Source organism: Fodinibius saliphilus (genome assembly GCF_005869845.1).
Taxonomy (GTDB): Bacteria; Bacteroidota; Rhodothermia; order Balneolales; family Balneolaceae; genus Fodinibius; species Fodinibius saliphilus.
Genome location: NZ_VAWF01000001.1, coordinates 1149065 through 1175774, shown reverse-complemented (window position 1 = coordinate 1175774; position 26710 = coordinate 1149065). Strand labels below are relative to the sequence as shown.

The window sequence follows — 26710 nt, the reverse complement described above, 5'->3', positions numbered from 1 at the left end:
AGGAGCCCACTGATGTCAAACGACGTTTCAAAACAAATTATTCAATCTTTTGCTGAAATTGCGAAAGACAAAGATATTGGCAAGGATCTTTTGTTGTCGATTTTGGAAGATGTTTTTCGCACAATGATCCGCAAAAAGTATGGATCTGATGATGCATTTGAGGTTATCCTGAATGCGGATCGGGGTGAGATTCAGATCTTGCATATTCGTGAGGTTGTACCCGAAGAGGAGCTGACTGACGAGGTGCAAGAGATAACCTTGGAAGAGGCACAGAAGAATGATCCGGATCTTGAACTGTACGATGAATACGCACAAGAACTTTCGATCCAGGACTTTGGACGTCGTGCGGTAATGATGGCTCGCCAGCAGCTTGCTCAACGAATACGAGAGATTGAGAAAGATAATATTTTTGAAGAATACTCGGATCGGGTGGGAGAGATTGTACTTGGTGATGTGTACCAGATTCGCAATCGTGAAATGCTCGTTAACCATAATGGGGTTGAGCTGGTTCTGCCGAAAGATGAACAGATATATAAAGATAGGTACCGTAAAGGGGATACAATCCGTGCCGTTGTTAAAGAAGTAAAACGATATCATGGCAACCCTTCGGTTATTATTTCTCGAACATCACCGGTATTTCTCGAGCGCCTTTTTGAGAATGAGATTCCAGAAGTTTTTGACGGTATTATCGATCTCGTTCGTATTGCACGCGATCCCGGTGACCGGTCAAAGGTGGCTGTACGCTCACATGACGAACGCGTAGACCCTGTTGGGGCGTGTGTGGGAATGAAGGGAATTCGTATTCATGCCATTGTGCGGGAGCTTCAGAACGAGAATATTGATGTTATCAACTATACCGATGACAAGCATGAATTTATTAAGCGAGCGCTGCAGCCTGCGAAGGTGTTGAGCGTAGACCTCAGTGATGCAGGACGGCATGCAAAAGTACTTGTGCCGGCTGATGAGGTGTCAAAAGCCATTGGTAAGGGTGGTGTTAATATCCGATTGGCATCAAAATTAACCGATTGTGAAATCGATGTGTATCGTGAAGTTGAAGAAGAAGATGATATCGATCTGCAAGAATTTGAAATCGATTTTGGACCCGAAGTGATTGAGCTTCTACACGAGATTGGTTGTGATACTGCTCGCCAGGTACTGGATCTGGACGAAGAAGAGATTGTTCGCCGAACAGAAGGCAAAATTACCGAGGACCAGGCAGAGCGAATTATTGATATTATTGCTTATGAATTTGAAGATGAGGAGTTGTAATTGAACTTACATTTCCGATAATCCTGTTTTACCTTATACAGTACATATATAAGCGAACTGCTTAACAGAAAACTTTAGAACGTACTTTCAGAAATAAATTTTATGTCCCGAAAGGCCAAGCCAAAACGTTTATTTAAAGTTGCATCCGAATTTAACGTCTCTACTTCATCTATTGTAGATTCGTTGTCGGATGAAGGCTTTGAAATTGCTAATAAACCGAATTCCAAGATAACGCCCGAAATGTATGAGGCGCTAGAAGAGGTGTACGGCGTTGATAAAGCCAAAAGTAAAGAGCATGAAAAGGCAAAAGAGGAGTACGAAAATCGTCGAAATCAGATTCGATCGAGCCGTAACGAAAGCGTTTCGGTAGAAGACTACCTTGAACCTCTCGAAGAGGATATGCCGCTTGAGCCTGAGGATGAAGAAGAGGTTGAAGGGATTAAATCTCAGGATGAGGAGGAAGAACCGAAGCAGGAAGAAGAAGCTGCTGCGGAGCCTCAGTTAGAGCCTCAAGAAGAACAGGATGAAGAACAATCTGCAGAATCTGAGCAAGAACAGGATGAGACTGTCGAAGAAGCTGAAGAGGAAAAAGAAACCGAAGAGGTAACAGTTTCTGAAGATGAAGAAGCTGAACAAGTTGAAAAAGAGGAAGAGCCAGAAGAAGAAACGGCCGAAGGTCCAGAAGAGGTCGAAGCTCAAGATGATGAGGCTAAAGAAGAGGTAAAAGAAGAAACAGTTTCTGAAGAAAAGGAAGAATCTGGAGTTGAGGAGAAAGTTGAAGAAGAGGCTGAAACTAAGACTGTATCTGAGGAAGAAAAGGAACAAGTTGAGGCCAAAGAGACTGAAGATAAGCCTGACGAAGATAGCGATACTGAAAAATCTGAGCAGAAGGAAGTAAAATCAGAAGACTCTGACGAAGATAAAGACGATAAGAAAGAAGAGTCTAAGAAAAAGGAAAGTAAAAAAGACGATGAAGAAGAGGAGGACGAAGAAGAGGAAGAACAGGGTGTCATCCGTGGAAGAGCCGGTCGCCTGAAGGGGACAAAGGTCGTTGGAAAAGTGAAGGTAGACGACAGTAAACCCAAGCGACGTAAGAAACGTAAGCGTAAGAAAGACCGCAAAAAGGATAAGAACAAAAAAGACTCTTCGAAGAAGAAAAAGAGTAAAAAGAAGAGTAAGAAGAAGAAAAAGCGGAAACGACGCGGAGGCGGCGTAGACGAAGAGCATGTTGAAAAGAAACTGAAGGAAACCCTGCAGAAGATGCAGTCTTCCGAGACGGTTGGTAGTAAGCGACAGAAACGCCGACGTAAGCGAAAAGAAGAGCGACAAGAGGAAGAAGAGCTGCAGGCAGAGCTCGAAGAATTAGAAGATCAAATTATTGAGGCGACCGAATTTATTACGGTCAGTGATCTTGCTGATTTGATGGATGTGCAACCCAATGATGTTATCACAACCTGTATGAATCTGGGTATGATGGTGTCAATTAATCAGCGTCTGGATGCCAGCACTATTGAGTTGGTAGCAGAAGAATATAATTATGAAGTTGAATTTGTTGATGCTGATGAAGGCCTTGAAGAAATTGAGCTTGAAGAGGATGATCCGGAAGATTTAGAGCCACGAGCTCCAATTATTACGGTTATGGGTCACGTTGACCACGGTAAAACATCACTGCTTGACTATATTCGTAAATCACAGGTTGCTGCAGGCGAAGCCGGTGGTATTACCCAGCACGTTGGTGCTTACGAGGTAGAAACAGATGATGGACGACCTATTACATTCCTTGATACACCGGGTCACGAAGCCTTTACTGCTATGCGTTCGCGTGGTGCACAGGCTACGGATATTGTAATTCTTGTTGTTGCTGCTGATGATGCGGTGATGCCCCAGACTATTGAGGCTATTAATCACTCTAAAGCAGCCGGCGTTTCTATTATTGTTGCGATTAACAAGATGGATAAGCCCGGTGCCAATCCGGATAAGATTAAACAGCAGTTGGCCGAACACGATGTTATTGTTGAGGAGTATGGCGGTACAAACCAGGCCGCAGAAGTATCTGCTAAAACCGGGGAAGGTATTCCGGATCTGCTCGAAAAGGTTCTTATTGAAGCAGAATTGATGGAGCTAAAAGCCAATCCGGACCGACAGGCAGATGGCGTTGTGCTGGAAGCCCGCGTTGATAAAGGGAAAGGTATTGTTTCGAACATTCTTGTTCAGAATGGTACGCTTGAAGTTGGTGATTCATTTGTTGCCGGTCCATGCTACGGCCGTGTTCGGGCAATGGAAAATGAGCTTGGAGAACGTGTTGAAGCAGCAGGACCATCAGAACCAGTACAGCTTACCGGTTTTGATGATATTCCACAGGCTGGTGATAAATTGGTTGTGCTCGAAGATGAGAAGAAAGCCAAAGAGATTGCCAACCAACGACAACAGATTCGACGTGAACATGAATTGCGTAAATCTAAGCACTTAAGTCTCGATGACTTGTCCAGACGTCTTGCCCTTGGTGAGGTTGAGGATCTTAACCTTATTATTAAGGCAGATGTTGACGGTTCTATTGAGGCGCTTTCCGGTGCACTCCAGAAATTGAGTAACGAAGAAGTATCGGTTAAAGTAATCCATACCGGTGCGGGAGCTATTACAGAATCTGACGTGCTGTTGGCTTCTGCTTCTGATGCGATTATCATTGGATTCCAGGTGCGTCCGACATCAAATGCTCGACAGGTAGCTGAAGAAGAGGAGATCGATATACGACTCTTTAGCGTTATCTACGATGCTGTTGATGAGGTTAAAGATGCAATGGAAGGTATGCTTTCTCCTGAAATTAGCGAGAAGCTCTCTGGAAATGCAGAAGTTCGTGAAATCTTCAAAGTGTCAAGTGTTGGAACTATTGCCGGTTGTTATGTGACTGATGGCAAGATTAAACGTAATAACCCGGTACGGGTTGTACGCGATGGTGTCGTTATCTATGACGGTGAAATTGATGCACTCAAGCGCTTTAAAGAGGACGTTAAAGAGGTGCAAACCGGATACGAATGCGGTATCAGTATCGTCAACTACAATGATATTAAGGTAGGTGACGTTATAGAGAACTATGAAGTGATCGAGGAGAAGCGTCGACTCGAAGATGTCAAAAGTGATGACTAACGATCGATCACAGTAACGTTTAAGATTTGTTGTTATGAGTATTCGTACAGAACGGTTGGGAGCCGTAATAAAACGTGATTTGGGTAAAATAATCCAAAAAGGTTACCAACGCAGCGGCTCGTTTGTAACGGTAACAAAAGTGGATGTGACGCCAGACTTATTGATGGCTAAGGTGTTGCTAAGTGTGTATGCCCCGGGAAAGGATGAAGATGCGCTTTTTGCCCACATCGAAGAGCAAAATGCTGAAATCCGGAAAGAGTTAGCACAGAAGATTCGACATCAGGTACGGCGTATTCCTGAGCTTCATTTTATAAATGATAAAACGGCAGAGCATGTAGAGAAGATGGAAAACCTCTTCCAGAAAATCCGTAAGGAACGTCAGGAACGAGAAAACAAAGACCAGGAAGAGAATTAATATCCTAGATGCCCAGAGCGATACCTCTTGATGAACTGCCTATCTTTTCAAGGAAAAATCGACCGGATCCTTCTTTCAATTTTAATGATGGATCAGCATTTTTAGTTGAAAAACCTAAGGGGTGGACTAGCTTTGATGTTGTTAAATTCCTACGCAAGTGTCTGGATATCAGGAAGGTAGGACATGCCGGCACACTTGACCCCATGGCTACAGGTTTACTTATTTTATGCTGTGGAAATGGGACACGAACTGTTTCTGCTTTTCAAGAGGCAGATAAGGAATATATCGCAGAAATATCTTTCGGTGCCTCAACACCGAGCCTCGATGCCGAGACTACTCCCGATAAGAGAGCTGCTTTTAACCATATCACGAAAGGGGCGATAGCAGAGACCTTAGAAGAGGAACTATCTGGATTGATTGTTCAGATTCCACCCATGTATTCCGCTTTAAAACACAATGGAAAGCCCCTCTATAAGTTAGCCCGAAAGGGTAAAAAGGTGAAAAGAAAGCCCCGGCAGGTTATTATAGAAGAAACTAAAATATTGGAATGTAATCTGCCACGATTAGAGTTATATGTTAACTGTAGTAAAGGTACTTATATTCGTACTCTCGCTGATGATTTGGCTCGATCTTTAAACTCATTGGGACATCTTGTTGGGTTAAAGCGAACAGCCATTGGGAACTTTAAGAATAAAGATGCTCTTTCTATTCAGCAGATGGAAGATATTTTTGGTGTGAAGGATTATGAACAGAAAGTAATGTATCAATAGCCTATAGGGAATATAAATTTAAACAGAATACAGCTATAATGGCCAACTTGGTTTTTTTAGAAGATGTAGAAAAAAATCCTAATACAGTGGTAACTGTTGGTACTTTTGATGGCGTACATGCAGGGCATCGTGCTATTATGGATACGGTGGCTGACAAAGCAGAAAAAAGAGGGGCCCGCAGTGCCATTGTGACTTTTGATCCACATCCACGGGATATAATAAATCCCGGAGAGGCCGGTATCAAACTGTTAACAACTCTGCAGGAGCGAGCCGAGATTTTGGATGAATTGGGCATCGATACGATGGTTGTTATTCCCTTTGACCGAGATTTTTCCCTGTTGAGTTCTGAAGAGTTTGTTCGGGATATAATCTATGAAAAGATAGGCGTAAGTGAGTTTGTAATTGGGTACGACCATCAGTTTGGGCGTAATCGTGAAGGAACCATTGAAACAATAGAGCAAATAGGAGGGGAACTTGATTTTGATACTTATGTAGTCTCAAAGCGTGAGGTAGGGACGAAGACTGTAAGTAGCACGGCTATCAGGGATGCCATAAGCGAAGAGGGAAATATGGAACAGGCTACTCGCTTTTTACAAAGACCTTATCGTCTTAACGGTATGGTGGTACACGGTGATAAACGCGGCAAGAAGATTGGATTTCCAACTGCAAATATTCGTCCAGAACATAACAAGAAGATTATTCCCAAGAGTGGGGTCTATGCTGTAAAAGTGCGTATTAATGGCGATTGGTATAAAGGGATGATGAATATTGGAGTGCGTCCAACTTTTGATGGGGAGCAACAAACCCTAGAAGTACACCTTTTTAATTTTAATAAAGATATTTATGGAAAAGAGGTGCAGGTGCGTTTTTATAAGCGAATAAGGGATGAAAAAAAGTTTGAGGGACAAGATGAGCTTGTTAGTCAGTTACAAAATGATGAAAGAGAGGCCGAAGAGATCTTGGCCGCTCATTAAATATTGCAAACGAAAACATAAAAGCTTATCTTTGACCGCTACTAAGATTTGTCTATAATTTAGTTTTTTCGTAAAGCAAATAAGAATTTATTTAACACATGGCAATAACAAAAGAACGCAAAGAAGAACTTGTCGAAAAGTACGGTGGATCAAAAGAGAATACAGGGTCCACAGAAGCTCAGATTGCAATATTTACTGAGCGGATTAACGATTTAACTGATCATCTCAAAGAAAATGGTCAGGATCATGCCTCTAGAAGAGGATTGTTGAAGTTGGTAGGAAAGAGAAGAAAATTATTGGACTACCTAAAAGACAATGATATTGAAAAGTATCGTGAGCTTATCGATGATCTAGGGATCCGAAAGTAAGTTAAATAAGGCACGCATTATCAGCGTGCCTTTTTTATCTGTATTATATCCGTTTTTAATCTTGTAGGCAGTATACCCTCCTGTAATTGTGCAACAGTTAAAAACGGGAGTGTATGCAATTTAGTTTTTGCAAGGAAATGAAATTTAAATAGAATATAGTATTACGATGAAAGAAGATTTTAAAAGTGTAGAATTTGCACCGGGTAAAACATTATCAATAGAGACCGGTCGTATCGCTAAACAGGCTGATGGTGCAGTAGTAGTACGCATGGGCGATACCATGGTATTATGTACTGCTGTAAGTTCAAAAGAGCCTACTGACAAACCATTTTTTCCTTTAACAGTTGACTTGCGAGAAAGTTTTTCTGCAGGTGGTAAGTTTCCCGGCGGCTTTATTAAACGCGAAGGTCGTCCAAACGATAAAGAAGTTCTTTCCAGTCGTTTAATTGATCGTAGTCTTCGTCCACTTTTCCCGGACGGTTACAACTTCGATACACAGATTGTTTGTAAGGTGCTTTCTTCTGACGGAGAACATGATGGTGATGTTTTAGGGGGTGTTGGTGCTTCTGCAGCATTGCACATTTCTGATGTGCCTTTCGCAGGTCCGATCGCTGAAGTCCGAGTAGGACGTGTTGACGGTGAGTTTATCATCAATCCAACAATTAGTGAGATGAAAAACAGTGACATCGATATGATTATCGGTGGTACTGCAGAGAGTGTTATTATGATGGAAGGGGATATGGATGAGATCTCTGAGAAAGAGATGCTCGATGCCATCAAGGCTGCTCACAAATCTATCATCAAGCTTTGTGAATTCCAGGAAGAGCTTCGCGACGAGTTTGGTGTTGAAAAACGTGAATTCGAACCTGAGCCGGTTGATGAAGATCTAAAAGAAAAAGTACACGAACTTGCTGACGAGAAGATTCGTGATCTCGTTAATGTGGGGCTTGGTAAAGAAGAATACAGCTCACGTCTCAAAGATATTAAAGACAGCGTTGTTGAAGAACTTACCGATACTGAAGAGTATGAGGATGCCGGTGGAGATATCAAAGATATTCTTAGCAAGATTGAGAAGGAAGAGCTCCGCAACATGATTCTCGAAAAAGAGAAGCGTATTGATGGGCGTACTCCCGGAGATATCCGCGATATCTGGACCCAGGTAGACTATTTAGCACGTACGCACGGTTCTGCTATCTTTACTAGAGGCGAGACACAGGCGTTAGTTTCTGTGACACTTGGTACTCAAAAAGATGCACAGGCAGTAGATACCTTACTTACTGAAGAAGATAAAAAATTCTTCCTGCATTATAACTTCCCTAACTTTAGTGTAGGGGAAGCTGGTTTTATGCGAGGACCCGGCCGACGTGAAAAAGGTCACGGACACTTGGCTGAACGTTCTATTAGTAAGTTGATGCCTTCTTTTGAAGAGTTCGGATATGTGATTCGAGTTATTTCTGATATTACAGAATCTAACGGCTCTTCTTCTATGGCTTCTGTTTGTGGTGGTTCGATGGCTCTTATGGATGCCGGAGTTCCGTTGAAGAAACCTGTTGCAGGTATTGCAATGGGAATGATTGTTGGCGACGACAAAGAAGTCGTGCTCTCCGATATTCGTGGAGAAGAAGATTTCATGGGCGACATGGACTTCAAAACGGCTGGAAGCCGAGACGGAATTACTGCTTGTCAGATGGATATGAAAGTAAGCGGTATCTCTTTTGAGAAGCTTGAAGAAGCACTTGAGCAAGCTCGAAAAGGACGTCTGCATATCCTGGATAAGATGGCTGAAACCATTACTGAACCACAAGATCAGATTTCCGAATTTGCACCCCAGTTCTTAAATATGGAGATCGATGCTGACGAAATCGGATCTGTTATTGGGCCTGGCGGTAAAGTGATTCAGACACTTCAGAAAGAAACGGATACTGAAATCTGGGTTGAAGAAGATGAAGAACGCGAAGTAGGTAAAATTACCATTACTGCTGATGATCTTGCCAATGCCAAAGAAGCAAAGAAACGTATTGAAGGAATTGTCGGTCATCTCGAAGAAGGAGCAACCTACCAAGGTACTGTAAAAGCCATTAAGGACTACGGTGCTTTTGTTGAGATTGTTCCCGGTAAAGATGGACTGCTTCACGTTTCAGAAATCAATCACTCACACGTTAATAATGTTAGTGATGTACTTTCTGTAGGAGATGAGCTTGAAGTGAAACTACTTAAAGTTGAACATGGCGGAAAGCTTCGTCTCTCACGTAAAGCATTGATTGATAAAGACAGCGATCAGGGATAACGTTTATTTTTACCTGACTTATGATAATATTAGCGCCATCTCGAATAGTCGGGGTGGCGTTTTATTTTTATCCCCATTTAATGAGCTAGTTACCAGGGAGTTGAACTCCCGCACCTAAAAAGAATATACTTTATGAGTACAGAACGAATAAAAGAGATCGATTTTGTAAATAAGACCGTTCTTGAAAACGGCTTAACCATTGTTACGGAAGAGGTAGAGAGCGTTAAAAGTGTTTCGGTAGGTATCTGGGCCGAAACCGGCAGCCGAAACGAAACAGAAAAACAGGCCGGGGTGACCCACTTTTTAGAGCATATGCTCTTCAAAGGCACCGAAAGCCGTTCTTCTTTAGATATTGCAATGAGCATGGAGTCGGTCGGGGGATATCTCAATGCTTTTACTTCATCAGAGTATACTTGCTATTATTCACGCTGTCTCAATTCACAGCTCGAGCGGGCACTGGATGTGCTTTCTGATATGGTACTACATCCTTCATTTCCTAAAGATGAGATTGAGAAAGAGAAGAATGTAGTTATTGAAGAGATGAAGATGTATCGCGACAGCCCGAAAGACTACCTTTTCGAAAAGTTTAGTGCCAACATCTTTAGCGGACACCCCTTGGGAATGTCGACACTTGGAGTTGAAGAAACAGTTTCTGCTTTTGAACGTGCAGATCTGTATGAGTATATGGATGAACGCTATCAGCCTTCAAATCTATTGGTAGCAGTAGCCGGAAATATGGATCATAATAAAGTAGTAGGTTTGGTTAGTGATTTTTTCAGTGATGTGGAGGCCAAAGAACCTGTGGATAAAAGTAAAGCCCTTCCAGAGTATAGTGTTGATGATGTTGAGCTGACGAAGCCCATTGAGCAAACACACCTTATTACCGGTCGCCGTGGATTGGATTACAATCATGAACATAAGTACCAGCTATTACTAGCAAACACGGTGTTAGGGGGAGGAATGAGCTCGCGTCTGCATCAAAATGTTCGGGAAAAATATGGCTATTGCTATACCATTACCTCATTTAATCAGTCTTATAAAGATACTGGCTTATATGGTATTTATGTGGGTACTGATAAAGACTATGTTGATCATGTTCGAGAGCTTATTGGCAAAGAACTCGATAAGATTAAGCAAGATCCTATTCCTGAAAAAGAACTTTCTGAAGCCAAGGCCCAACTCAAAGGTAAACTTATGCTCTCGCTCGAGAGTATGAGCAACAGGATGTCACGATTAGCAAAAAATGATATCTATTACGAGCGATTTGTGACGATGGATGAGCTGCAGCAGAAGATAGAAGCAGTTCAGTCTGCTGATGTACAAGATTTTGCACAAGAATTCTACGACAATGAACTATTCTCTGAAGCCCTGTTACTGCCCGAAGAGTAATGGTTTCTGTATTTCGAGTTTGACCAGAATTGGTTAGATTCGAGCTCTGACATTTTCACCGCAGTTGTAACATAAATTATTTGTAGAAGCATGGTTTATATCACCAATTTATCCGACCACGTTGATGAAGAAGTAACACTGAAAGGTTGGGTATATAATTACAGGAGTAGTAAAAATCTCTATTTCGTAGAACTTCGTGACGGGTCAGGCATCTGCCAGTGTGTGGTTGCAAAAGATGCCGTTAGTGATGAAGCCTGGGAAGCCGCAGAAGCATTGCGGCAGGAGAGTTCTGTTGAAATTACTGGTACCGTTGTTGAAGATGAACGGAGTATTGGGGGACATGAGCTGCAGGTTACCAACTTGAAGATTTTTCAAGTTGCCGAAGATTATCCTATTACCCCCAAAGATCATGGCGTCGATTTTCTAATGGAGAACCGGCACCTGTGGTTACGTAGCCGACGCCAGTGGGCGGCTATGAGGGTACGAAATGAAATTATTTATGCAATCCATGTTTTTTTCCAGGAGCGAGGCTTTGTGCAAATGGATGCCCCAATTTTTACAGGTAATGCTGCTGAGGGTACTACAAACTTGTTTGAAACCGAATATTTTGATGAAGAGGCTTACCTTACTCAGTCTGGACAGCTATATGGTGAAGCAATGGCTATGGCTCATGGATTGATTTATACCTTTGGTCCGACCTTCCGTGCTGAGAAAAGTAAGACCCGTCGTCACCTTACCGAGTTTTGGATGATTGAACCCGAGATGGCGTTTTATGATCTTGATATGGATATGGATCTGGCAGAAGACTTTATCAGGTTCATTGTGAAACGTGTGCTGGATCGCTGTCCCAAAGAGCTCGATATTCTTGACAGGGATACTTCTAAGCTCCGAAAGACAGTAGAAGAGGGTTTTTCCCGCATATCCTACACCGAGGCCGTAGAACAGCTGCGTAGTGATGAGATGGCAGAGATGCTGGACCAGATGGTTAAAGATCGCAAGCAGGAAGCAGAAGAGCTTAAAGAAGAGCGTGAGGAGATTAAAAAAGAGCACGGACAGGCCAAGAAATGGCGTAAGGCACAGATCGATCAGCGTGTGAAAGAGATTGGTATGCGTCTTGATGAGATTGAAGAGGATCTGCGAAATATTCCTACTTGGAGAGAATCGGCACTTAACTTTGAATGGGGTGAAGATTTTGGCGGCAGTGATGAAACTCTTCTTACCAAAAAGTATGACACGCCGATATTAGTGCACCGTTTCCCCGCCGAAATTAAGGCGTTTTATATGAAGCGTGATCCTGAAGATGAGAAATTAGCACTCGCTGTTGATATGCTTGCTCCTGAAGGCTATGGTGAAATCATCGGTGGCAGTGAACGAGAAGAAGATCTGGATACCCTCAAAAAACGTATAGATGAACACGACTTGCCGGAAGATGTCTTCCAGTGGTATATTGATCTGCGTCAGTATGGCTCGGTACCTCACTCGGGCTTTGGCTTGGGATTAGAACGAACCGTAGCCTGGTTATGCGGACTTGATCACGTTCGTGAAACTATTCCTTTTCCCCGGATGATGGGTCGACTTACTCCGTAGTGTTTAGTTAACTGTTATTGGTTATTAGGAAAACTAATAACCAATAACTAGTAACTGATAATCAATAACTGACAACAAAGTGGCCAAGAAAACCAGTATAGAACTTTATTCTGAAATTCTGAATGAACTACATTCAGAAGACAGAAAGCCCGTATATTTTCTGTATGGGGAAGAAGAGTTCTTCTTGGATAAGTTGCAAGAAGCCGTTGAAAAGCTGATCCCAGAGGATCAAAAAGATTTTAACTTTGATCTCCTCTATGGTCGTGATGTGACCCCGGAAAAGGTCTTATCTATCATTCGTAGCTACCCGATGATGTCGGAACAGCGTGTGGTTATTCTTCGGGATTTTAAAGAGCTGAGCGGTTATGGGGCCAATGCAGAGGGTTATCAGGGGGAGATTAATGATTTGATTCCCTATCTGGAGCAACCGAACCCAACGACTCTTTTCGTCTGTATTGATACAAAGAAACCTTCTGGACGTTCTAAGTTTGGGAAAGCCCTCAAAAAAAGTAAAAACGTAGGGTTTCATGAGTTCGAAGAAGTGCCCGATTATCGCCTGCCTGATTGGATAATTGCCTGGGCACGAGATCATCATAATAAAAAAATTGAACCGCCGGCGGCACAGATGCTGGCCCAATATGTTGGCAACAGCCTACAGCTACTGTCCACAGAAATAGATAAAGTGTGTACTTTTGTGGACACTTCTAAAACCATCAATGAGAGCCAAATAAAAAAAATAATCGGTCTTTATCGCGAATATTCAGTGTTTGAGCTAAAAGACGCCATTATTCAGCGAAACCTGGAGCAGTCCCTGTTCATTGCGGAACAGATGTTGCAACACTCTAAAGCGAACACGGGAGAAATTATTCGTTCCGTGGGGTTCTTTTACAATGTGTTTTCAAACATCTGGAAAATTCGTCGCCTAGCAGGACAGGGTAATTCAAAAAAGCAAGTTCAACAGACCTTAGGTATCAATAATAATTGGTACTTTAACAAGCTTTGGAAAGATGCTTCTGCTTTTAAGCTGGCCGAAATGCCCAGAATATTTGAAGCGCTCTTAGATGCCGATCGAGCTTCGAAAGGCTTTACTAAGATGACCCCCTCTACAATACTGTTTTTGATGATCAAACGTATCATCGATTAGAGGTATTACTTCCCGGAACGGTAATGACTCCCACAATGATAATTTGTAACAAGTATTGGAGTCATTTATGCAAGCTGTTTCAAAAGCTGAACTTCACAAGATGTCTGATGAAGATTTAATGGAAAAGTTTCAATCAGGATATGAAGAGGCTTTTAACCTGTTGGTAAATCGCTATCAAGATCGTCTTCATAATTTTTTATATGGCTATACTCATAATCATCAGGATTGCGAAGACTTAGTACAAGAGACATTTTTCCGGGTTTTTCGGAGTCGACATTCTTACGAACGTATTGCCAAATTTTCGACCTGGATGTACACTATTGCTATCAATCTTGCTAAAAGTCTTTATAAAAAGAAGAAACGTATGACCAAGGTTACTATCCACAAAGATCCCGATGATTCTGAAGATCGACCAATGAAGCTGGAAGACAGCAAGATTTTACCGGACGATTCTCTGCACGAGAAAATGTGCATGGATGAGCTTGAAGATGCGCTTATGGAGCTTAGCAAGAATTTTCGCGAGGTTGTTGTATTGCGTGATATTCAGCAGCTTTCCTATGAAGAGATTTCAGAAATTACGGACCTTCCCATGGGTACTGTGAAGTCCCGCATTAATCGTGGAAGGGCACAATTACAAGAATTATTAGAAAATTACGTTCAATTGGAAACAATTTCATAATAAGCCAGTAAGAGGTAATAGATAAGGTCCTGAACTTGCACACTAATCTATTACCCCTTACTATGGAACCAACAGCATTTGACCAAGACGAGATGTTAACAGATTTCTTAACTGATTACCTGGATAATAAATTAACCTCTCCGGAGAAGAAATCTTTTGAAGCCTATTTGGCAGAGAATAAGAAAGAAAAAGCCTTTGCCCGTAAAGCGATGAAGGGCAAAAAGGCATTAGCTCGTCTGGCAAAACATATTGATCTAGCCGAACCATCTACAGCTTAACCCAATTATTCCGAAATATTATATAATAAATGACACGTTTTTTAATATTGCTTTAGTTATGGAAAATTGGTTGGAGCTCACACTTACGTGTTTTACAGAAGACAGCAAAGTTTAGTTATGCATGGTGTGTAAGTAAAAATGGCTTACTCAGGGTATTGCAGTACCCTTCTGTAACTATTTCCACCTCAGCATGTTCACAAACAATTTATTGGTGAATAATACAGCTCCGTAACAGCCCAACCTTAGCTGTTATTGAGCTGGTTTTTGTTTTGGGGTATATTCTAAACTATGGATCCTTGGTGGCGTTATACGCCCTGATATCAACTGTTATAGAAGTAGACAGGTCGATTATGGGAACTCTTCCACGTTTTTAGAAAGTTGAAAGGTCTTTATATTAGGTATAGTATTCGAAGATCTCCTTTAGCTCTCCGTTAAAGGTAGTCATGTTCAGGGGCGTAGGATCAAAGGTATTTCCGGTGAGTTTCTCATATAGTTCGGTATACCGATTGTACACTTTGATGCGAAATTCATCCGGTAGGTCTGGCAGGGTTTGTCCTTTTTTACCTTGGAAATCGTGGTCCATGAGCCACTCTCGTAAAAATTCTTTTGATAATTGTTTTTGGGGCTCGCCTTTTTCCTGGCGCTCTTCATACCCATCCGCATAAAAATAGCGCGAGGAATCGGCGGTATGCACTTCATCAATAAGAGTGACTTCACCATTACACAACCCAAATTCATATTTGGTATCTACCAGTATCAGCCCCTGCTGGTTTGCAATCTGTTGGCCGCGTTCAAAAACTTTAAAGGCTTTTTCTCGTACTTCTGACCAGATACCTTCATCGACAATACCTTGATTGAGAATCTCTTTTTCTGATATATCTTCATCATGTCCCTCTTCAGCCTTTGTGGCTGGAGTAAGGATAGGTTCCTCGAACTTTTGATTTTCTATCATTCCATTAGGCAGTTCTACGCCACAAAGGGTTCGTTTACCAGATTTATACACGCGAGCAGCATGGCCGGTGAGGCAAGCGCGTATCACTACTTCTATAGGAATAGGTTCACACTTTTTTGCTATAGTAACATTTGGGTGGGGCACATCAATAATATGGGTAGCAACGATATCATCAACCTTATCGAAAGCAAAAGCTGCAAGGGAGTTTAAAATCTGTCCCTTATAAGGTATAGCTTGCTTCATGATATGATCGAAGGCAGAAATACGATCACTGGCTACTATCCCCAGCTTATTATCCCCAAGAGAATAAACATCACGTACTTTACCGCGATAGGGTTCGGCATGACCGGGAATGTCGGTTCTTGTAATACAGTTATTAAGAGCTTTAGAATCGATATCAGTATGCACAACAGTGTAGATTAGTTGAATGATAGAAGTCGATGGAAAATCAGAAAAAGTTTAGAAGAAGTGAAATCTGAATGTCAATTGATTTTAGCTATTCAAAAAAAATAAAAACTCTTTTCAAATATGGGGAACTATTTTGTTGCTAATCAGCATTTGGTAAACTACAGCAAGAAATAATGAAATCAATAATTGATGACTGATCTATTCCGTATTCCATATGTACTCATCAAGCCCCTTTATCAGCGGACTTCTTTTCACCGTTCGGTAATAGAAGAGATCGATGATGAGCGATTGAAAAATGCTTATTCGGAGTGCAGGGCTATTACTCGGCATCATGCTAAAACCTTTTATATGGCTACCCGTTTTCTTCCAAACCACAAGCAACGGGGTATTTTTGCTATCTATAGTTTGTGTAGGTACATCGACGATTTGGTTGATGAAGCTGAAGATTTGTTGGAACAGAAGAAGTTGACGAAAGAAGATATCCGCGGAAGGCTAAATAGGTGGAAACAGAAGCTTGAAGATACGTATGAAGGACGCACGCAAGATAACGCCATTTTAATTGCCTTTTCGGATGTTTTAAAACGCCATCATATCCCTATAGAAATGCCTTTTGAGCTGATGGAAGGGGTGTGTATGGATCTTTTTAAAAATCGCTACGAAACATTCAATGAGCTTTACAATTACTCCTTCAAAGTAGCTTCTATTGTTGGTTTGATGACAAGTCAGGTTTTTGGATATGAAAATGAAGAAGCACGTAGTTATGCCATAGATCTGGGTATTGCAATGCAGCTTACCAATATTTTACGGGATGTGGGAGAAGATCTTGAGCGTAATCGTATTTACCTGCCTCAAGAAGATCTGCAGCACTTTGGCGTCACCGAAGACGATCTGTTTTGCCATAGGTTAAATGAGCATGTTAAAAATCTGCTTCAGTTTCAAATTGAACGTACCCGAAGATACTATAATCGATCAGATAAGGGAATAGCCCTGCTCTCTAGCGACAGCCAATTGCCGGTATATCTGGCACGGCAAAATTATAGTCGTATCCTTAATAAGATAGAAAAAAACGATTATAACGTTTTTGATACTCGCGCCTATCTAAATACAACCGAAAAACTGTCCATTTTACCTCGGGCGTACTACCAAATGAAGGTTGGAAAATCCTGAGATTACAGTATCCAATTCCCCGTTTACACAATACGTTCTGAACTGTTATATTCCATTCAAATTTATTGACAGTATCAATCCAATAACAGGTGCAGAATGGAGAAGAAAACGGAAAACTGGAGGAGCCCAAGTCTTGGAAAAGATATGGAGCTGACAGTGTATGGCAAGTCAGGAACTCCAATTATCGGGCTTCCGACAAGAGGGGCTTCCTGCCATCAGTGGGAAGAATTTGGGATGGTTGATGCCATCTCTTATCAGCTTGATAATGAGTTTAATCAGCTTTTTTGCCTTTCATCAATCGATAAAGAAGGGTTTTTGAATGACGATGCAATGCCCTCGCAACGTATCATTCGTCAGCAGCAATATGAGGCGTATATCGTCGAAGAAGTTGTGCCCTATATCCTGGAAGAAAATAATATCGATTTTATTATTATTGCAGGTATTGATCTGGGAGGCTGCCATGCACTTACCACTGCTCTTAAACATCCCCAGGCATTTGGCAAAGCTATTGGCATGAGTGGTATCTACGATATAAAACCATTTATGGACGGTTTTTATGATGATGATGTGTACTACAATAACCCAATGGATTTTGTGCCTAATATGAACAAGCAGTCGCTTCTTGAGCGTGTTCGGGATATTGATTTCCGACTTGTTAGTTATGAGGCTGATGAGCGTAAAGAAGACACGCTGCGCATGAGTAATGTGATGCGTATGAAATTTATAGAACATGATCTCGATATCTGGGGTGAGACTGGTGACGAATGGGAACTGTGGCCACAAATGTTAAAAACTCACGTTATTTAAGAACTATTATGCCCAATATTTCAAAAATTTTAGTCGCCAACAGAGGCGAAATTGCGTTACGTGTTATCCGTAGTTGTAAGGAACTTGGTAAAGAGACCGTTGCGGTTTATTCTACGCCCGATGCTGAGGCTCCGCACGTGTTACAGGCCGATGAATCGGTACATATTGGTCCGGCCGCTTCTTCTGAAAGTTATCTGGTGATCGACAAAATTATACAGGCAGCCAAAGATACAGGGGCTGATGCTATCCACCCGGGTTACGGTTTTTTGAGTGAGAACGCGGAGTTTTCGGAGCGGTGTAAAAAGGAGGGGATTATCTTTATCGGTCCCGATGCTTACGCCATTAAATCGATGGGAGATAAAACGGCTGCCCGTGAAATTATGAGTAAGGCGAATGTGCCCTTTCCACCGGGGACCAAAAAAGAGCTCGAAGATATTGAAGAGGCTGAGAACATTGCCAATGATATCGGTTACCCGGTGCTTGTGAAAGCTGCAGCCGGCGGTGGTGGTAAAGGGATGCGCATTGTTGATTCTCCGGACGAATTTAAATCGGGCATTAAAGCGGCTAAGTCGGAAGCTCGTAATGCTTTTGGGGATGATCGCGTTTATATCGAAAAATATTTAGTAGAGCCACGTCACGTTGAGTTTCAAATTATTGCTGATGAGCATGGTAATGTACTGCATGTCTTTGACCGGGAATGTTCCATCCAGCGGCGCCACCAGAAAGTAATCGAAGAAGCCCCTTGTTCAATTTTAACGGAGGAACTGCGTTCCGAAATGGCCGATGCGGCGATAGCTGCAGCAGAAGCAGTGGATTATGTAGGAGCAGGAACGATTGAGTTCCTGGTTGATGCCGATCGTAATTTTTATTTCCTGGAGATGAATACCCGTCTGCAGGTAGAACATCCTGTTACCGAACTGATTACAGGCTTGGATCTGGTTGCCTTGCAAATCATTGTAGCGGAAGGCAAAAAGTTGCCAATGACGCAAGACGAAATTACCATGGACGGACATGCTTTAGAATGCCGTATTTATGCCGAAGATCCGCGGGATAACTTTTTACCCAGTACTGGTACCTTGAAAAAACACCGCATTCCCTCGGGGAATGGAGTACGTGTTGATTCCGGAGTTGAAGAAGGGCAGGCGGTGACCATCAATTATGATCCGATGATCTCTAAACTTTGTACTTATGGAAACGATCGTGAGCACGCTATTAAGAGAATGCTGCGAGCATTGGATGAGTATGAAATTGCGGGTTGCCGTACGACCATTCCATTCTGTAAATTCGTATTGAATCACGAATCTTTTACTTCAGGTGAGTACGACACACATTTTGTACCTGATCACTTCAGCGAAGAGAAGTTAGACGGTACTATTACTGATGACGATAAGGTAAAAGCTTTAGCCGCAGCACTGCTTAAGAAGGAAGGTAAAGGAGAGAAGAAGACACAAAAAAACAATCAATATTTTGCCAGTGGAGCTGTTTCGCCGTGGTGGGATCGACGCTCATCATAAATAACCCCATATATGAAAAACCTTTTAAAGCTGGAAGAGCTGGGTATGTTCCTGCTTTCAGTTTTCCTATTTGCAGAAACTGAAATAGTTTGGTGGCTGTTTCCGGTTTTGATACTCCTACCCGTTATAGGGATGGTTGGCTATGTTTTAAATGACAGATATGGAGCTTTCTGTTATAATCTTTTTCACCATAAAGGACTTGCTATTCTATTTTTTGCGGCCGGTCTTTTTTTCAAAATTCCAGTTTTTGAGCTTATCGGCATCATTATATTTGGCCATGCTTCGGTAGATCGCATATTTGGATACGGACTTAAATATATCAGCTCTTTTCAAGATACGCACCTGGGAAAGATTGGTAAGAATTAACGCCGTATTTTTTTACATTATCATCTCACTAGAAAAATAGGACAACCTTTTTGTACGTGGAAGAAAAAGAGCAACAGCTTTTTACCCAGCTTAAAAAACTAGATACTGAGCAGCGTAACCGATCAACCCTGGAAATCGATTTGGCGGATTCTCTGGAGATTGCCCGCCTGATAAATACAGAGGATCAGAAGGTAGCAAAAGAGGTTGAGAAGAAGCTTAATGAAGTAGCACAGGCTATCGATTTAGTGAAAGAAGCATTTGATGCCGGAGGACGCCTTATCTATGCGGGGGCAGGCACCAGCGGCAGGCTGGGAATTCTTGATGCAGCCGAATGTCCGCCTACTTTTGGATCCGATCCCGGCCAGGTTATTGGCCTAATCGCCGGGGGTAAAGAGGCCGTTTTTGAAGCCCAGGAAAATGCTGAAGATTTTGAGGAGAATGGGCGGGAAGCTTTGCGTGAAGCCAACCTTTCGGTGAACGATATCGTGTGTGGTTTGGCAGCCAGCGGACGTACGCCTTATGTACACGGGGCTCTTAAAGAAGCCGATGATATGGGGTGCCACACCATCTTTGTGACAACTGTTCCCGGTGAACAGATCACCATTGATGTGGATGTTTTAATTGATATCCCGGTAGGTCCCGAAGTGATTATGGGCAGTACACGAATGAAAAGTGCTACTGCCCAAAAGATGGTGTTGAATATGATTACGACAGGGGCCAATATTCGCCGCGGTAAGGTCTATGAAAATGTGATGGTAGACCTGCAGCTGTCAAACCAGAAGCTGCACGAACGCTCTAAACGAATTTTAATGATGTTCGCCGATATCGATTATGATAAAGCGGAAGAATACCTGGAAGCGGCTGACGGACATGTTAAAACAGCACTGGTAATGGTGTTGGGAGGTTTAGACAGGGAGGACGCGAGACAAAAGCTGGAGGAGAATAATGGCTTTATTCGTAAAGCATTACAGAATATTAACTCCTAGCAGGAATGAAGAGAGTCATTTTTAGTTTTTTCGGGTGGATCTACTGGGCAGTATGTATTATTTCTTTCTTTCTTATCATATTTCCCCTGTATATTATAACGGCCCCCTTTGATCGTTACAATAAAATTCCTAATCAGCTACTGCGTGGACTTGGCTGGTTGATGATGAAGGTGAACCCGGGCTGGTCTTTCAATATTAAAGGAGCCGATCCCCAAAAGGTAAGTGAGCCCACGATTGTTGTTGGCAATCATCAGAGTTTTTTAGATTTACCGCTATTATACCTGCTGCCCTGGAGTATGAAATGGGTGGCTAAGAAAGATCTTTTTAAGATTCCTATACTGGGTTGGATTATTTATATGACCGGCCAGATCGGTATTGATCGGCAGAGTATGCGTTCGTTCAAAAAACTGGACACCTTGGTTGAGCCTATACAAGATGGGGTTCCGGGTATGATCTTTCCAGAAGGAACACGTACCGAAGATGGCAAATTGAAACCGTTTAAGAATGGCGCTTTTAAACTGGCGAAACGGTATAATTTTAATATACTGCCTCTCGTTTTGAAAGGGGGATATGAGGCAATGCCCCCGGGAGACTGGACGGCCTCTCCAACGCAAGAGTTTATGATATCTGTACTGGAACCTATTTCGGCTGATGACTATGATACTGAAAGCGAATTAAAAGAAGCAGTACATATGTTGATAGAGCAGGAGCTGGAAGAGCTTCAGAATTAACTTTTATTACTAAATTTTCAAGCAGTAGTAATTGACAGGTCTTACTAAATATAATCAATCCCATCGTTTTCCCTATCGATTACGGATAATGTCCTGCATTATTGCTGCTGAGCTTATTGCTTTGGCATTTTTCACCTTTTGGCCGGCCCCGGAAACCGGTTCGAAATCAAATAAGAATAGGTCTTTTGATGATGATGTCATTGTCATGGAGGAGGCTATAATTACGAAACAAGCAAGTACTCCGCCTCCACCTCCCAAACCCCAAGCCCCGGTACCCGTGCCCAAAGATGAAATAATAGAGGAAGAGATCGTGATATTTGAGGATATTAACCCCTCTGATTTTACAGACTCCTTGTCTCTTTCCAAGCTAGAAGGAGCCGGTAATTCTGACCAAGTAGCCAGCAGTCCCGCCCAACCGCCCAGTGTAATACGTATTGTGGAGGCAGTAACGCCCGATGCAGCTCAAAAAGCGGGTATTAAAGCTGAGGTTACCGTTAGGTTGCTGGTAGATAAAAAAGGGCGTGTCGAAGATGCCAATATCATGGTCGTCAAAGTATATCCGGAGGGCAGTAGTGAGCCTCGGATACTGGATACCATCGGTTATGGAGTTCCAGAAGCCGCGCTCAAAGCGGCTCAGCAGTGGAAGTTTCACCCAGCCAGGAACAATGGCAAAGCCGTAAAAGCATATAGTAAACAGGTGTTTACTTTTGGATTTTAAGAATTGCGATCAAAGCTAAAATAGCCTATATTTGCGTTCTTTCTTTGGAGAGGTGGCCGAGCGGTCGAAGGCGCACGCTTGGAAAGCGTGTGTGCGTCTAGCGCGTACCGGGGGTTCGAATCCCCCTCTCTCCGCATCTATACAATTATGTCAAGGTTTCGTTGAGCAAGCATCGATGCTTGTTTAGTGAAGCCTTGGTTTCTTTGCACCTCCTCCGAATTCTTATCTCTATTTAATTTTATCATACAGGAATAAAAGGGAGTATTTTATTCCCAAGTCGTTCAGGATATTCGTGAAAACATCCGCATAGAATTTATAAGGCAAGAAATAGTCGTCTTTGTGGCAGTAACTGTGTTAGGTTGGTAGTATGACCGGAAGGAGGTGTGGGGTGATAGCCCAGATGTCTTAACTTTTCCCTTCTGAAGTGAGTTAATCGTTTTTCTACCTTGCTATCATATTCTATTTTAAATATTTGGTGACACCTTCTTTAGAAATATCTTTTGATAAAAAGCAAAAAGAATGAGACCAAGTCTGCAAGTTCTAGTTCATAGGTTTCTTGAATTTTATATCCATTGAGATACAAGAAGGAGAGGTAAAAGTCTATCCGTGCACCGATGAATTGATCAATTCCATTTTTAAGGAGTTACGCTTACCATTCATATAGATAGTAACTGGTAATAAATGTCACAGTATATATAGCAGTTTGATATATCCAATACCCAGTACTTTTGGGTGGAACTTCCACTAACATTGTTTGCTTACTATTTGGCTGTATATTCATTTCCTCTACGTTATTAACATCATCCTTTAACTCCCAGCTAGATGCTATAACTTTAACTTTATGTTTGCCAACAGGCATATTGGCAACTTCAACTCTTTCAGTAAATTTATCTTCTGCGATAAGATTACCGTCAACAGTTATGTTCACATTTTTTATAGGGTTAGAAAACTTTACAATTAACGTCCCATATTCTTTACCCTCTGAAGCTGACTGGTAACTTGTATAATAATCTTTAGCACAGCCTATAATTAAAAGAGGAAGGATGAATAGCCATAGTAGTTTTTTCATTTTCTTAGGTTATCGTTGATAATTTGATTTTAGATTTAAGTATTAAGCCTGACAAACTTACGCATATGCACATGTAAGAAGTTTATTTGTTAAATAATGAACAAAGAACTAAAAAGCCAGAAAGCGGTATGTGTTGATGAGCTTTCTATGAAATTTGGTGATTTTTTTAAAATGAGATATCTAAATCAACTAATTGTACCAAGCTGAATAAAATGAGCTTAACTTTAGATCGATGCAAGCAAGGTTATTTCCCTTCCTTAGATATGTTATGGTCCCTGATAAAAGCACTCAAAAATTCCCTCCCCAAAGGGGCAACTGCCGTAGGTTAGGTTTTAGGTTTCGAAATAGCATCTCACAGATATAAAATATTTATTGATGGAGGTAGGTCTTGCTTTTGTAGCCTAAATATTGCTCTTTATTAGTGCATTAAAACGACTGGGCTTTCCGGTTTGTATCCTTCATAAAATAGCACATCGATGCGTTTCCATCATATTGGCATTCCAACCACAGAATCTTTTGAAGGCGAAATTGACCTACTGCATCTGAAGATGACGGTTTCTGATCACGAGGATAATCTCTATGGTATACAGTGGCAGTGGTACTGGGAGGATGCCCCATATCCCGAATTGGTGAAGACGGTGCCCCATGTAGCTTTTGAGGTAAATGATCTGCAAAAAGCTATAGAAGAGAGCATGTGATTATTAAACCCAACTCACCCTCTGAGGGGCTTACCGTTGCTTTTATTGAGGTGGAAGGGGCACCGGTGGAGTTGATGGAATTTGAGGAGTAATTGTATTCTAAGTATATCTGAAAAAAATTACGAGGTAATGTATACACGGACCAGATCCCAATGTTAAAGAACCGATGGAAGGATTTCCACAAGTGGGATATTTGAAGAATTATATCAATAATGAACAGATTATTGTAGGCGACTATACCTATTATGATGATCCCGAAGGGCCAGAGAACTTTGAAGATAATGTGTTATATCACTTTCCATTTATTGGGGATAAGCTCATTATCGGCAAGTTTTGTGCTATAGCAGCCAAGACGAAATTCATTATGAATGGCGCAAATCACAAAATGTCGGGCTTTTCAACCTACCCATTCCAAATTTTCGGTAATGGGTGGGAAAAGGTGATGCCCAAAGAAGGAGAGTTACCCTATAAAGGGGATACCGTAGTAGGTAATGACGTGTGGATTGGCTACAATGCCACTATCATGCCGGGAGTAACTATTGGCAATGGTGCTGCAGTGGCTAGCAAATCAGTAGTGAGCAAAGATGTAGCCCCCTACAGTATTGTGGCGGCAACCCGGCTACTGAAATAAAAAAAACGTTTCGAGCCTTCCATTGTTACGCAGTTGCAAGAAATTGCCTGGTGGGATTGGCCGGCACAAAAAATCACTGAAAATCTCGAAGCTATTGTTGGAGCTAACCTTAAAATCCTTAAAAATGCCTTTTAAGCATTACATAGGTATGGTACTTCGGGTTTCAAGACAATAATATGGGGTATCATTTTTCGAAATGAGGAGTCTGAATTAAATTCAAGGGGAATCTGTTTGGTTCAATGCAGAACATTACCGCTTTTTAAATATGATATAACAAAGATTAAAATATTTTAAGAGTCCACTGTAACAGGTCTCGGTAGATATATTAAACACTTGCAGTGGCGACTATTCAATTTAGCGATATATAATGCAGGTAAGTGTTGTATGACGTTATCTAAGATTCCTCTAGATTTTGAAGAGAATTCCATTCCTATGGTTATCTACAATGAGGATAACCAATCTATTATAGAGGTTAATAAGGAAGCATGTGAGTTGTATGGATATGATCGTGAGGAACTACTTTCTTTAGCTCTCACTGACTTGGAAACGGAGGAAGCGATACCCGAACCTCTGAAACGACTTGAACGTCAACAGGAAAAGTACAACGCCCATTTTTGGGAGCATAAAACGTGTGAGGGTAAATCCATTCTGGTTGATATTTTGACACAGACGGTTTCGCATGAAAACAAAAAACAGGTATTGGCAATAGTACAAGATGTGACTCTACTGGGGCAAAAGGAGTTCCGCGACCAAGTATTTCAAAGGATATTGACCTGTCTGCAAGACAATCTACCGGCCCTGTTTTACCTTTTTGATGAAGAAGGTAATCTAAAACAATGGAACAGCTATGTGGAGAATACTACCGGCTATTCATATGATGAGATATCAAGTATGAAAACAACTGATTTTTTTGCAGAGGAGGAAGAGTCCGAAGTTATTCAAGCTATAAATAAGATGTATAAAGAGGGAGAGGCCGAACTGAAAACCCAATTATCATCAAAGTCAGGCGAGAAGATTCCTATTCTGTTTAGAGCCGTAAAAGTAAAGCATGAAGACCGAGTTTTTGGGATGGGGATTGGACTCAATTTGTCAAATCTTGTAGAGGCCGAGAAAGAGGCTGCCCATCACCGTCAAATTCTGGAAGCAGTGATTGATCAATCGCCTTCGCTAATGTATATCAAAGATAATGAGAACAGATTTAGGTTTGCCAATAAGGCTTTTTTGCAACTTCACGGCTTGGATCATGATGAAATTATAGGCAAAAAAGATTCAGAAGTGTTGCGAGACTATGATATTGAATTAATGCGTAAGACCGATCGGCAGGTTCGCCAAACGGGGCAGATGTGCAATATTCGGGAAGAAGTGAAAGTAAATGGAGGTACTCGTACTTATTTATCTACAAAACTGCAATTAAACAATATTGAGGGATATGAGAACTATCTCTTTAGTATGTCTACTGATATCACCAAGCAAAGGGAGATGGAAAAAATGCTTAAGAAATCTCTTAAACAAAAAGAGGTACTTCTTTCCGAAATTCACTATCGTGTTAAAAATAACCTGGCCGTTATTTCTGCTATTATGGAACTGGAAGTATTTGATAGTGAGGATTCCCGGCTTCAGGAAAGACTTAACAAGAACTTATCTCGAATTAAGACCATGGCTTTTATTCATGAGATCTTATATCAAGAGCAGGACGTTTCACAAATTGAATTTGGGAATAATATCACCGGTCTAGTTAATACGATTACTGCAACATTTGAGGAGAAAGTAGAGGTAGAGTTAAATGTAAATAAATTGGGGCTGAATATTAACCAAGCCTTACCGTGTTCGCTTATTATTAATGAAGTTGTAACAAATATAATTAATGATAATACAGAACAGGGAAAAGAAGTGTATTTGGCGATTGAACTCAGTATTGAAGGACAAAATGTTATTCTGAGAATAACTGATAAGAGCAATGGAAAGCCCAATTATATGAATGGAAATAGAGCAAGCTCTATTAGTGACCAACTGATCCAGACTTTAAAAAAACAACTTATAGGTACATTTAAGGTTACTTCCGGGGAAGATGGCAAAACATCTTTTGAGCTATATTTTAAGCGAGAACAGGTGAAAGGTACAAGTAGTTCTTTGTTCGAATATCCGGAATTGAAGATAGGGAATTTCTAAAAACAGATTCGCTAGAGTTACTACTTTTATATGCCGGGCAAAATAATGGTTCATTATTTATTAAAACAACCTAATACCGATTTTTCTATTTATTTTCGCAAAACTTACTTTTTTATTTGTAAATTGAAGGCTAAAAAAAAGGATATGGCGTACAGGTTTCAGAGCTTAGATTACCAATCAGGTGATTTTT

General features: G+C 41.5%; 23 protein-coding genes, 1 tRNA gene and 1 pseudogene. 23 read left to right on the top strand and 2 right to left on the bottom strand.

All coding sequences use genetic code 11. The features are described 5' to 3' along the window. Window positions 1–12: 12 nt before the first annotated feature. The 12 genes from nusA (at window position 13) to FCN14_RS04855 (ending at window position 14304) form a co-directional block, all read left to right on the top strand. Window positions 13–1269 (top strand): transcription termination factor NusA, encoded by a 1257-nt coding sequence (gene nusA, locus FCN14_RS04910; protein WP_138429960.1) that lies wholly within the window; start codon window positions 13–15, stop codon window positions 1267–1269. Between the two features lie 102 nt (window positions 1270–1371). Then, entirely contained in the window at window positions 1372–4413 is a 3042-nt protein-coding gene (gene infB, locus FCN14_RS04905) for a translation initiation factor IF-2 (protein WP_138429959.1), read from the top strand. A gap of 34 nt (window positions 4414–4447) precedes the next feature. After that, window positions 4448–4828, top strand: a complete 381-nt coding sequence (gene rbfA / locus FCN14_RS04900; protein ID WP_138429958.1) for a 30S ribosome-binding factor RbfA — start codon at window positions 4448–4450, stop codon at window positions 4826–4828. Between the two features lie 8 nt (window positions 4829–4836). Then, a complete protein-coding gene (gene truB, locus FCN14_RS04895; protein WP_138429957.1) occupies window positions 4837–5598 on the top strand; it encodes a tRNA pseudouridine(55) synthase TruB in 762 nt (253 codons plus the stop codon). A gap of 38 nt (window positions 5599–5636) precedes the next feature. Beyond that, window positions 5637–6572 carry a bifunctional riboflavin kinase/FAD synthetase gene (locus FCN14_RS04890; RefSeq protein ID WP_138429956.1) on the top strand — a complete coding sequence of 312 codons (936 nt, stop codon included), beginning with the start codon at window positions 5637–5639 and terminating at the stop codon, window positions 6570–6572. Window positions 6573–6670: 98 nt separating this feature from the next. After that, a complete protein-coding gene (gene rpsO, locus FCN14_RS04885) occupies window positions 6671–6940 on the top strand; it encodes a 30S ribosomal protein S15 (RefSeq protein WP_138429955.1) in 270 nt (89 codons plus the stop codon). Between the two features lie 166 nt (window positions 6941–7106). Further along, a complete protein-coding gene (gene pnp / locus FCN14_RS04880; RefSeq protein ID WP_138429954.1) occupies window positions 7107–9227 on the top strand; it encodes a polyribonucleotide nucleotidyltransferase in 2121 nt (706 codons plus the stop codon). 132 nt (window positions 9228–9359) lie between these two features. Next, window positions 9360–10616 carry a M16 family metallopeptidase gene (locus tag FCN14_RS04875; protein WP_138429953.1) on the top strand — a complete coding sequence of 419 codons (1257 nt, stop codon included), beginning with the start codon at window positions 9360–9362 and terminating at the stop codon, window positions 10614–10616. A 90-nt stretch (window positions 10617–10706) separates the two neighbouring features. Next, window positions 10707–12203, top strand: a complete 1497-nt coding sequence (locus FCN14_RS04870; protein WP_138429952.1) for an asparagine--tRNA ligase — start codon at window positions 10707–10709, stop codon at window positions 12201–12203. 79 nt (window positions 12204–12282) lie between these two features. Then, window positions 12283–13347: a DNA polymerase III subunit delta gene (gene holA, locus FCN14_RS04865; RefSeq protein WP_138429951.1), complete on the top strand. Its 1065-nt coding sequence runs from the start codon at window positions 12283–12285 to the stop codon at window positions 13345–13347. A 67-nt stretch (window positions 13348–13414) separates the two neighbouring features. Then, window positions 13415–14026, top strand: a complete 612-nt coding sequence (locus FCN14_RS04860) for a sigma-70 family RNA polymerase sigma factor (RefSeq protein ID WP_212747572.1) — start codon at window positions 13415–13417, stop codon at window positions 14024–14026. Between the two features lie 62 nt (window positions 14027–14088). Next, window positions 14089–14304: a hypothetical protein gene (locus FCN14_RS04855; RefSeq protein ID WP_138429950.1), complete on the top strand. Its 216-nt coding sequence runs from the start codon at window positions 14089–14091 to the stop codon at window positions 14302–14304. Between the two features lie 394 nt (window positions 14305–14698). Here FCN14_RS04855 and FCN14_RS04850 read toward each other — a convergent pair whose 3' ends face one another. Next, complete coding sequence (locus FCN14_RS04850) at window positions 14699–15664, bottom strand: phosphoribosylaminoimidazolesuccinocarboxamide synthase (protein ID WP_138429949.1); 966 nt, start codon at window positions 15662–15664, stop codon at window positions 14699–14701. A 189-nt stretch (window positions 15665–15853) separates the two neighbouring features. On the opposite strand from FCN14_RS04850, the gene FCN14_RS04845 reads away from it, so the two are divergent. From FCN14_RS04845 to FCN14_RS04810, 8 genes are all read left to right on the top strand, one after another. Then, on the top strand, window positions 15854–16831 hold the full coding sequence (locus FCN14_RS04845; RefSeq protein ID WP_138429948.1) for a phytoene/squalene synthase family protein: 978 nt from the start codon (window positions 15854–15856) through the stop codon (window positions 16829–16831). Window positions 16832–16927: 96 nt separating this feature from the next. Beyond that, the gene (locus FCN14_RS04840) at window positions 16928–17638 is read left to right on the top strand and encodes an esterase family protein (RefSeq protein ID WP_138429947.1); all 711 of its coding nucleotides are present in this window, start codon (window positions 16928–16930) and stop codon (window positions 17636–17638) included. 8 nt (window positions 17639–17646) lie between these two features. Further along, the gene (gene accC / locus FCN14_RS04835; RefSeq protein WP_138429946.1) at window positions 17647–19152 is read left to right on the top strand and encodes an acetyl-CoA carboxylase biotin carboxylase subunit; all 1506 of its coding nucleotides are present in this window, start codon (window positions 17647–17649) and stop codon (window positions 19150–19152) included. A gap of 12 nt (window positions 19153–19164) precedes the next feature. After that, complete coding sequence (locus FCN14_RS04830; RefSeq protein ID WP_138429945.1) at window positions 19165–19518, top strand: DUF4260 domain-containing protein; 354 nt, start codon at window positions 19165–19167, stop codon at window positions 19516–19518. Between the two features lie 56 nt (window positions 19519–19574). Further along, window positions 19575–20504, top strand: coding sequence for an N-acetylmuramic acid 6-phosphate etherase (gene murQ, locus FCN14_RS04825; protein ID WP_138429944.1), 930 nt, complete (start codon window positions 19575–19577; stop codon window positions 20502–20504). Between the two features lie 5 nt (window positions 20505–20509). After that, window positions 20510–21235, top strand: a complete 726-nt coding sequence (locus FCN14_RS04820) for a lysophospholipid acyltransferase family protein (RefSeq protein ID WP_138429943.1) — start codon at window positions 20510–20512, stop codon at window positions 21233–21235. A gap of 88 nt (window positions 21236–21323) precedes the next feature. Further along, complete coding sequence (locus FCN14_RS04815) at window positions 21324–21953, top strand: energy transducer TonB (protein ID WP_138429942.1); 630 nt, start codon at window positions 21324–21326, stop codon at window positions 21951–21953. Between the two features lie 46 nt (window positions 21954–21999). Further along, a tRNA-Ser gene (locus tag FCN14_RS04810) sits at window positions 22000–22087 on the top strand. Between the two features lie 515 nt (window positions 22088–22602). Here the strand turns inward: FCN14_RS04810 and FCN14_RS04805 are convergent. Continuing rightward, entirely contained in the window at window positions 22603–23022 is a 420-nt protein-coding gene (locus FCN14_RS04805; protein WP_138429941.1) for a hypothetical protein, read from the bottom strand. Between the two features lie 476 nt (window positions 23023–23498). Between FCN14_RS04805 and FCN14_RS04800 the strand changes: the two genes are divergently transcribed. The 3 genes and pseudogenes from FCN14_RS04800 (at window position 23499) to FCN14_RS04790 (ending at window position 26520) form a co-directional block, all read left to right on the top strand. Continuing rightward, window positions 23499–23720, top strand: coding sequence for a hypothetical protein (locus tag FCN14_RS04800; RefSeq protein ID WP_212747571.1), 222 nt, complete (start codon window positions 23499–23501; stop codon window positions 23718–23720). Window positions 23721–23886: 166 nt separating this feature from the next. Beyond that, window positions 23887–24486, top strand: a pseudogene (locus FCN14_RS04795) (Vat family streptogramin A O-acetyltransferase). Window positions 24487–24735: 249 nt separating this feature from the next. Next, window positions 24736–26520 carry a PAS domain-containing sensor histidine kinase gene (locus FCN14_RS04790; RefSeq protein ID WP_138429940.1) on the top strand — a complete coding sequence of 595 codons (1785 nt, stop codon included), beginning with the start codon at window positions 24736–24738 and terminating at the stop codon, window positions 26518–26520. Window positions 26521–26710 lie beyond the last annotated feature (190 nt).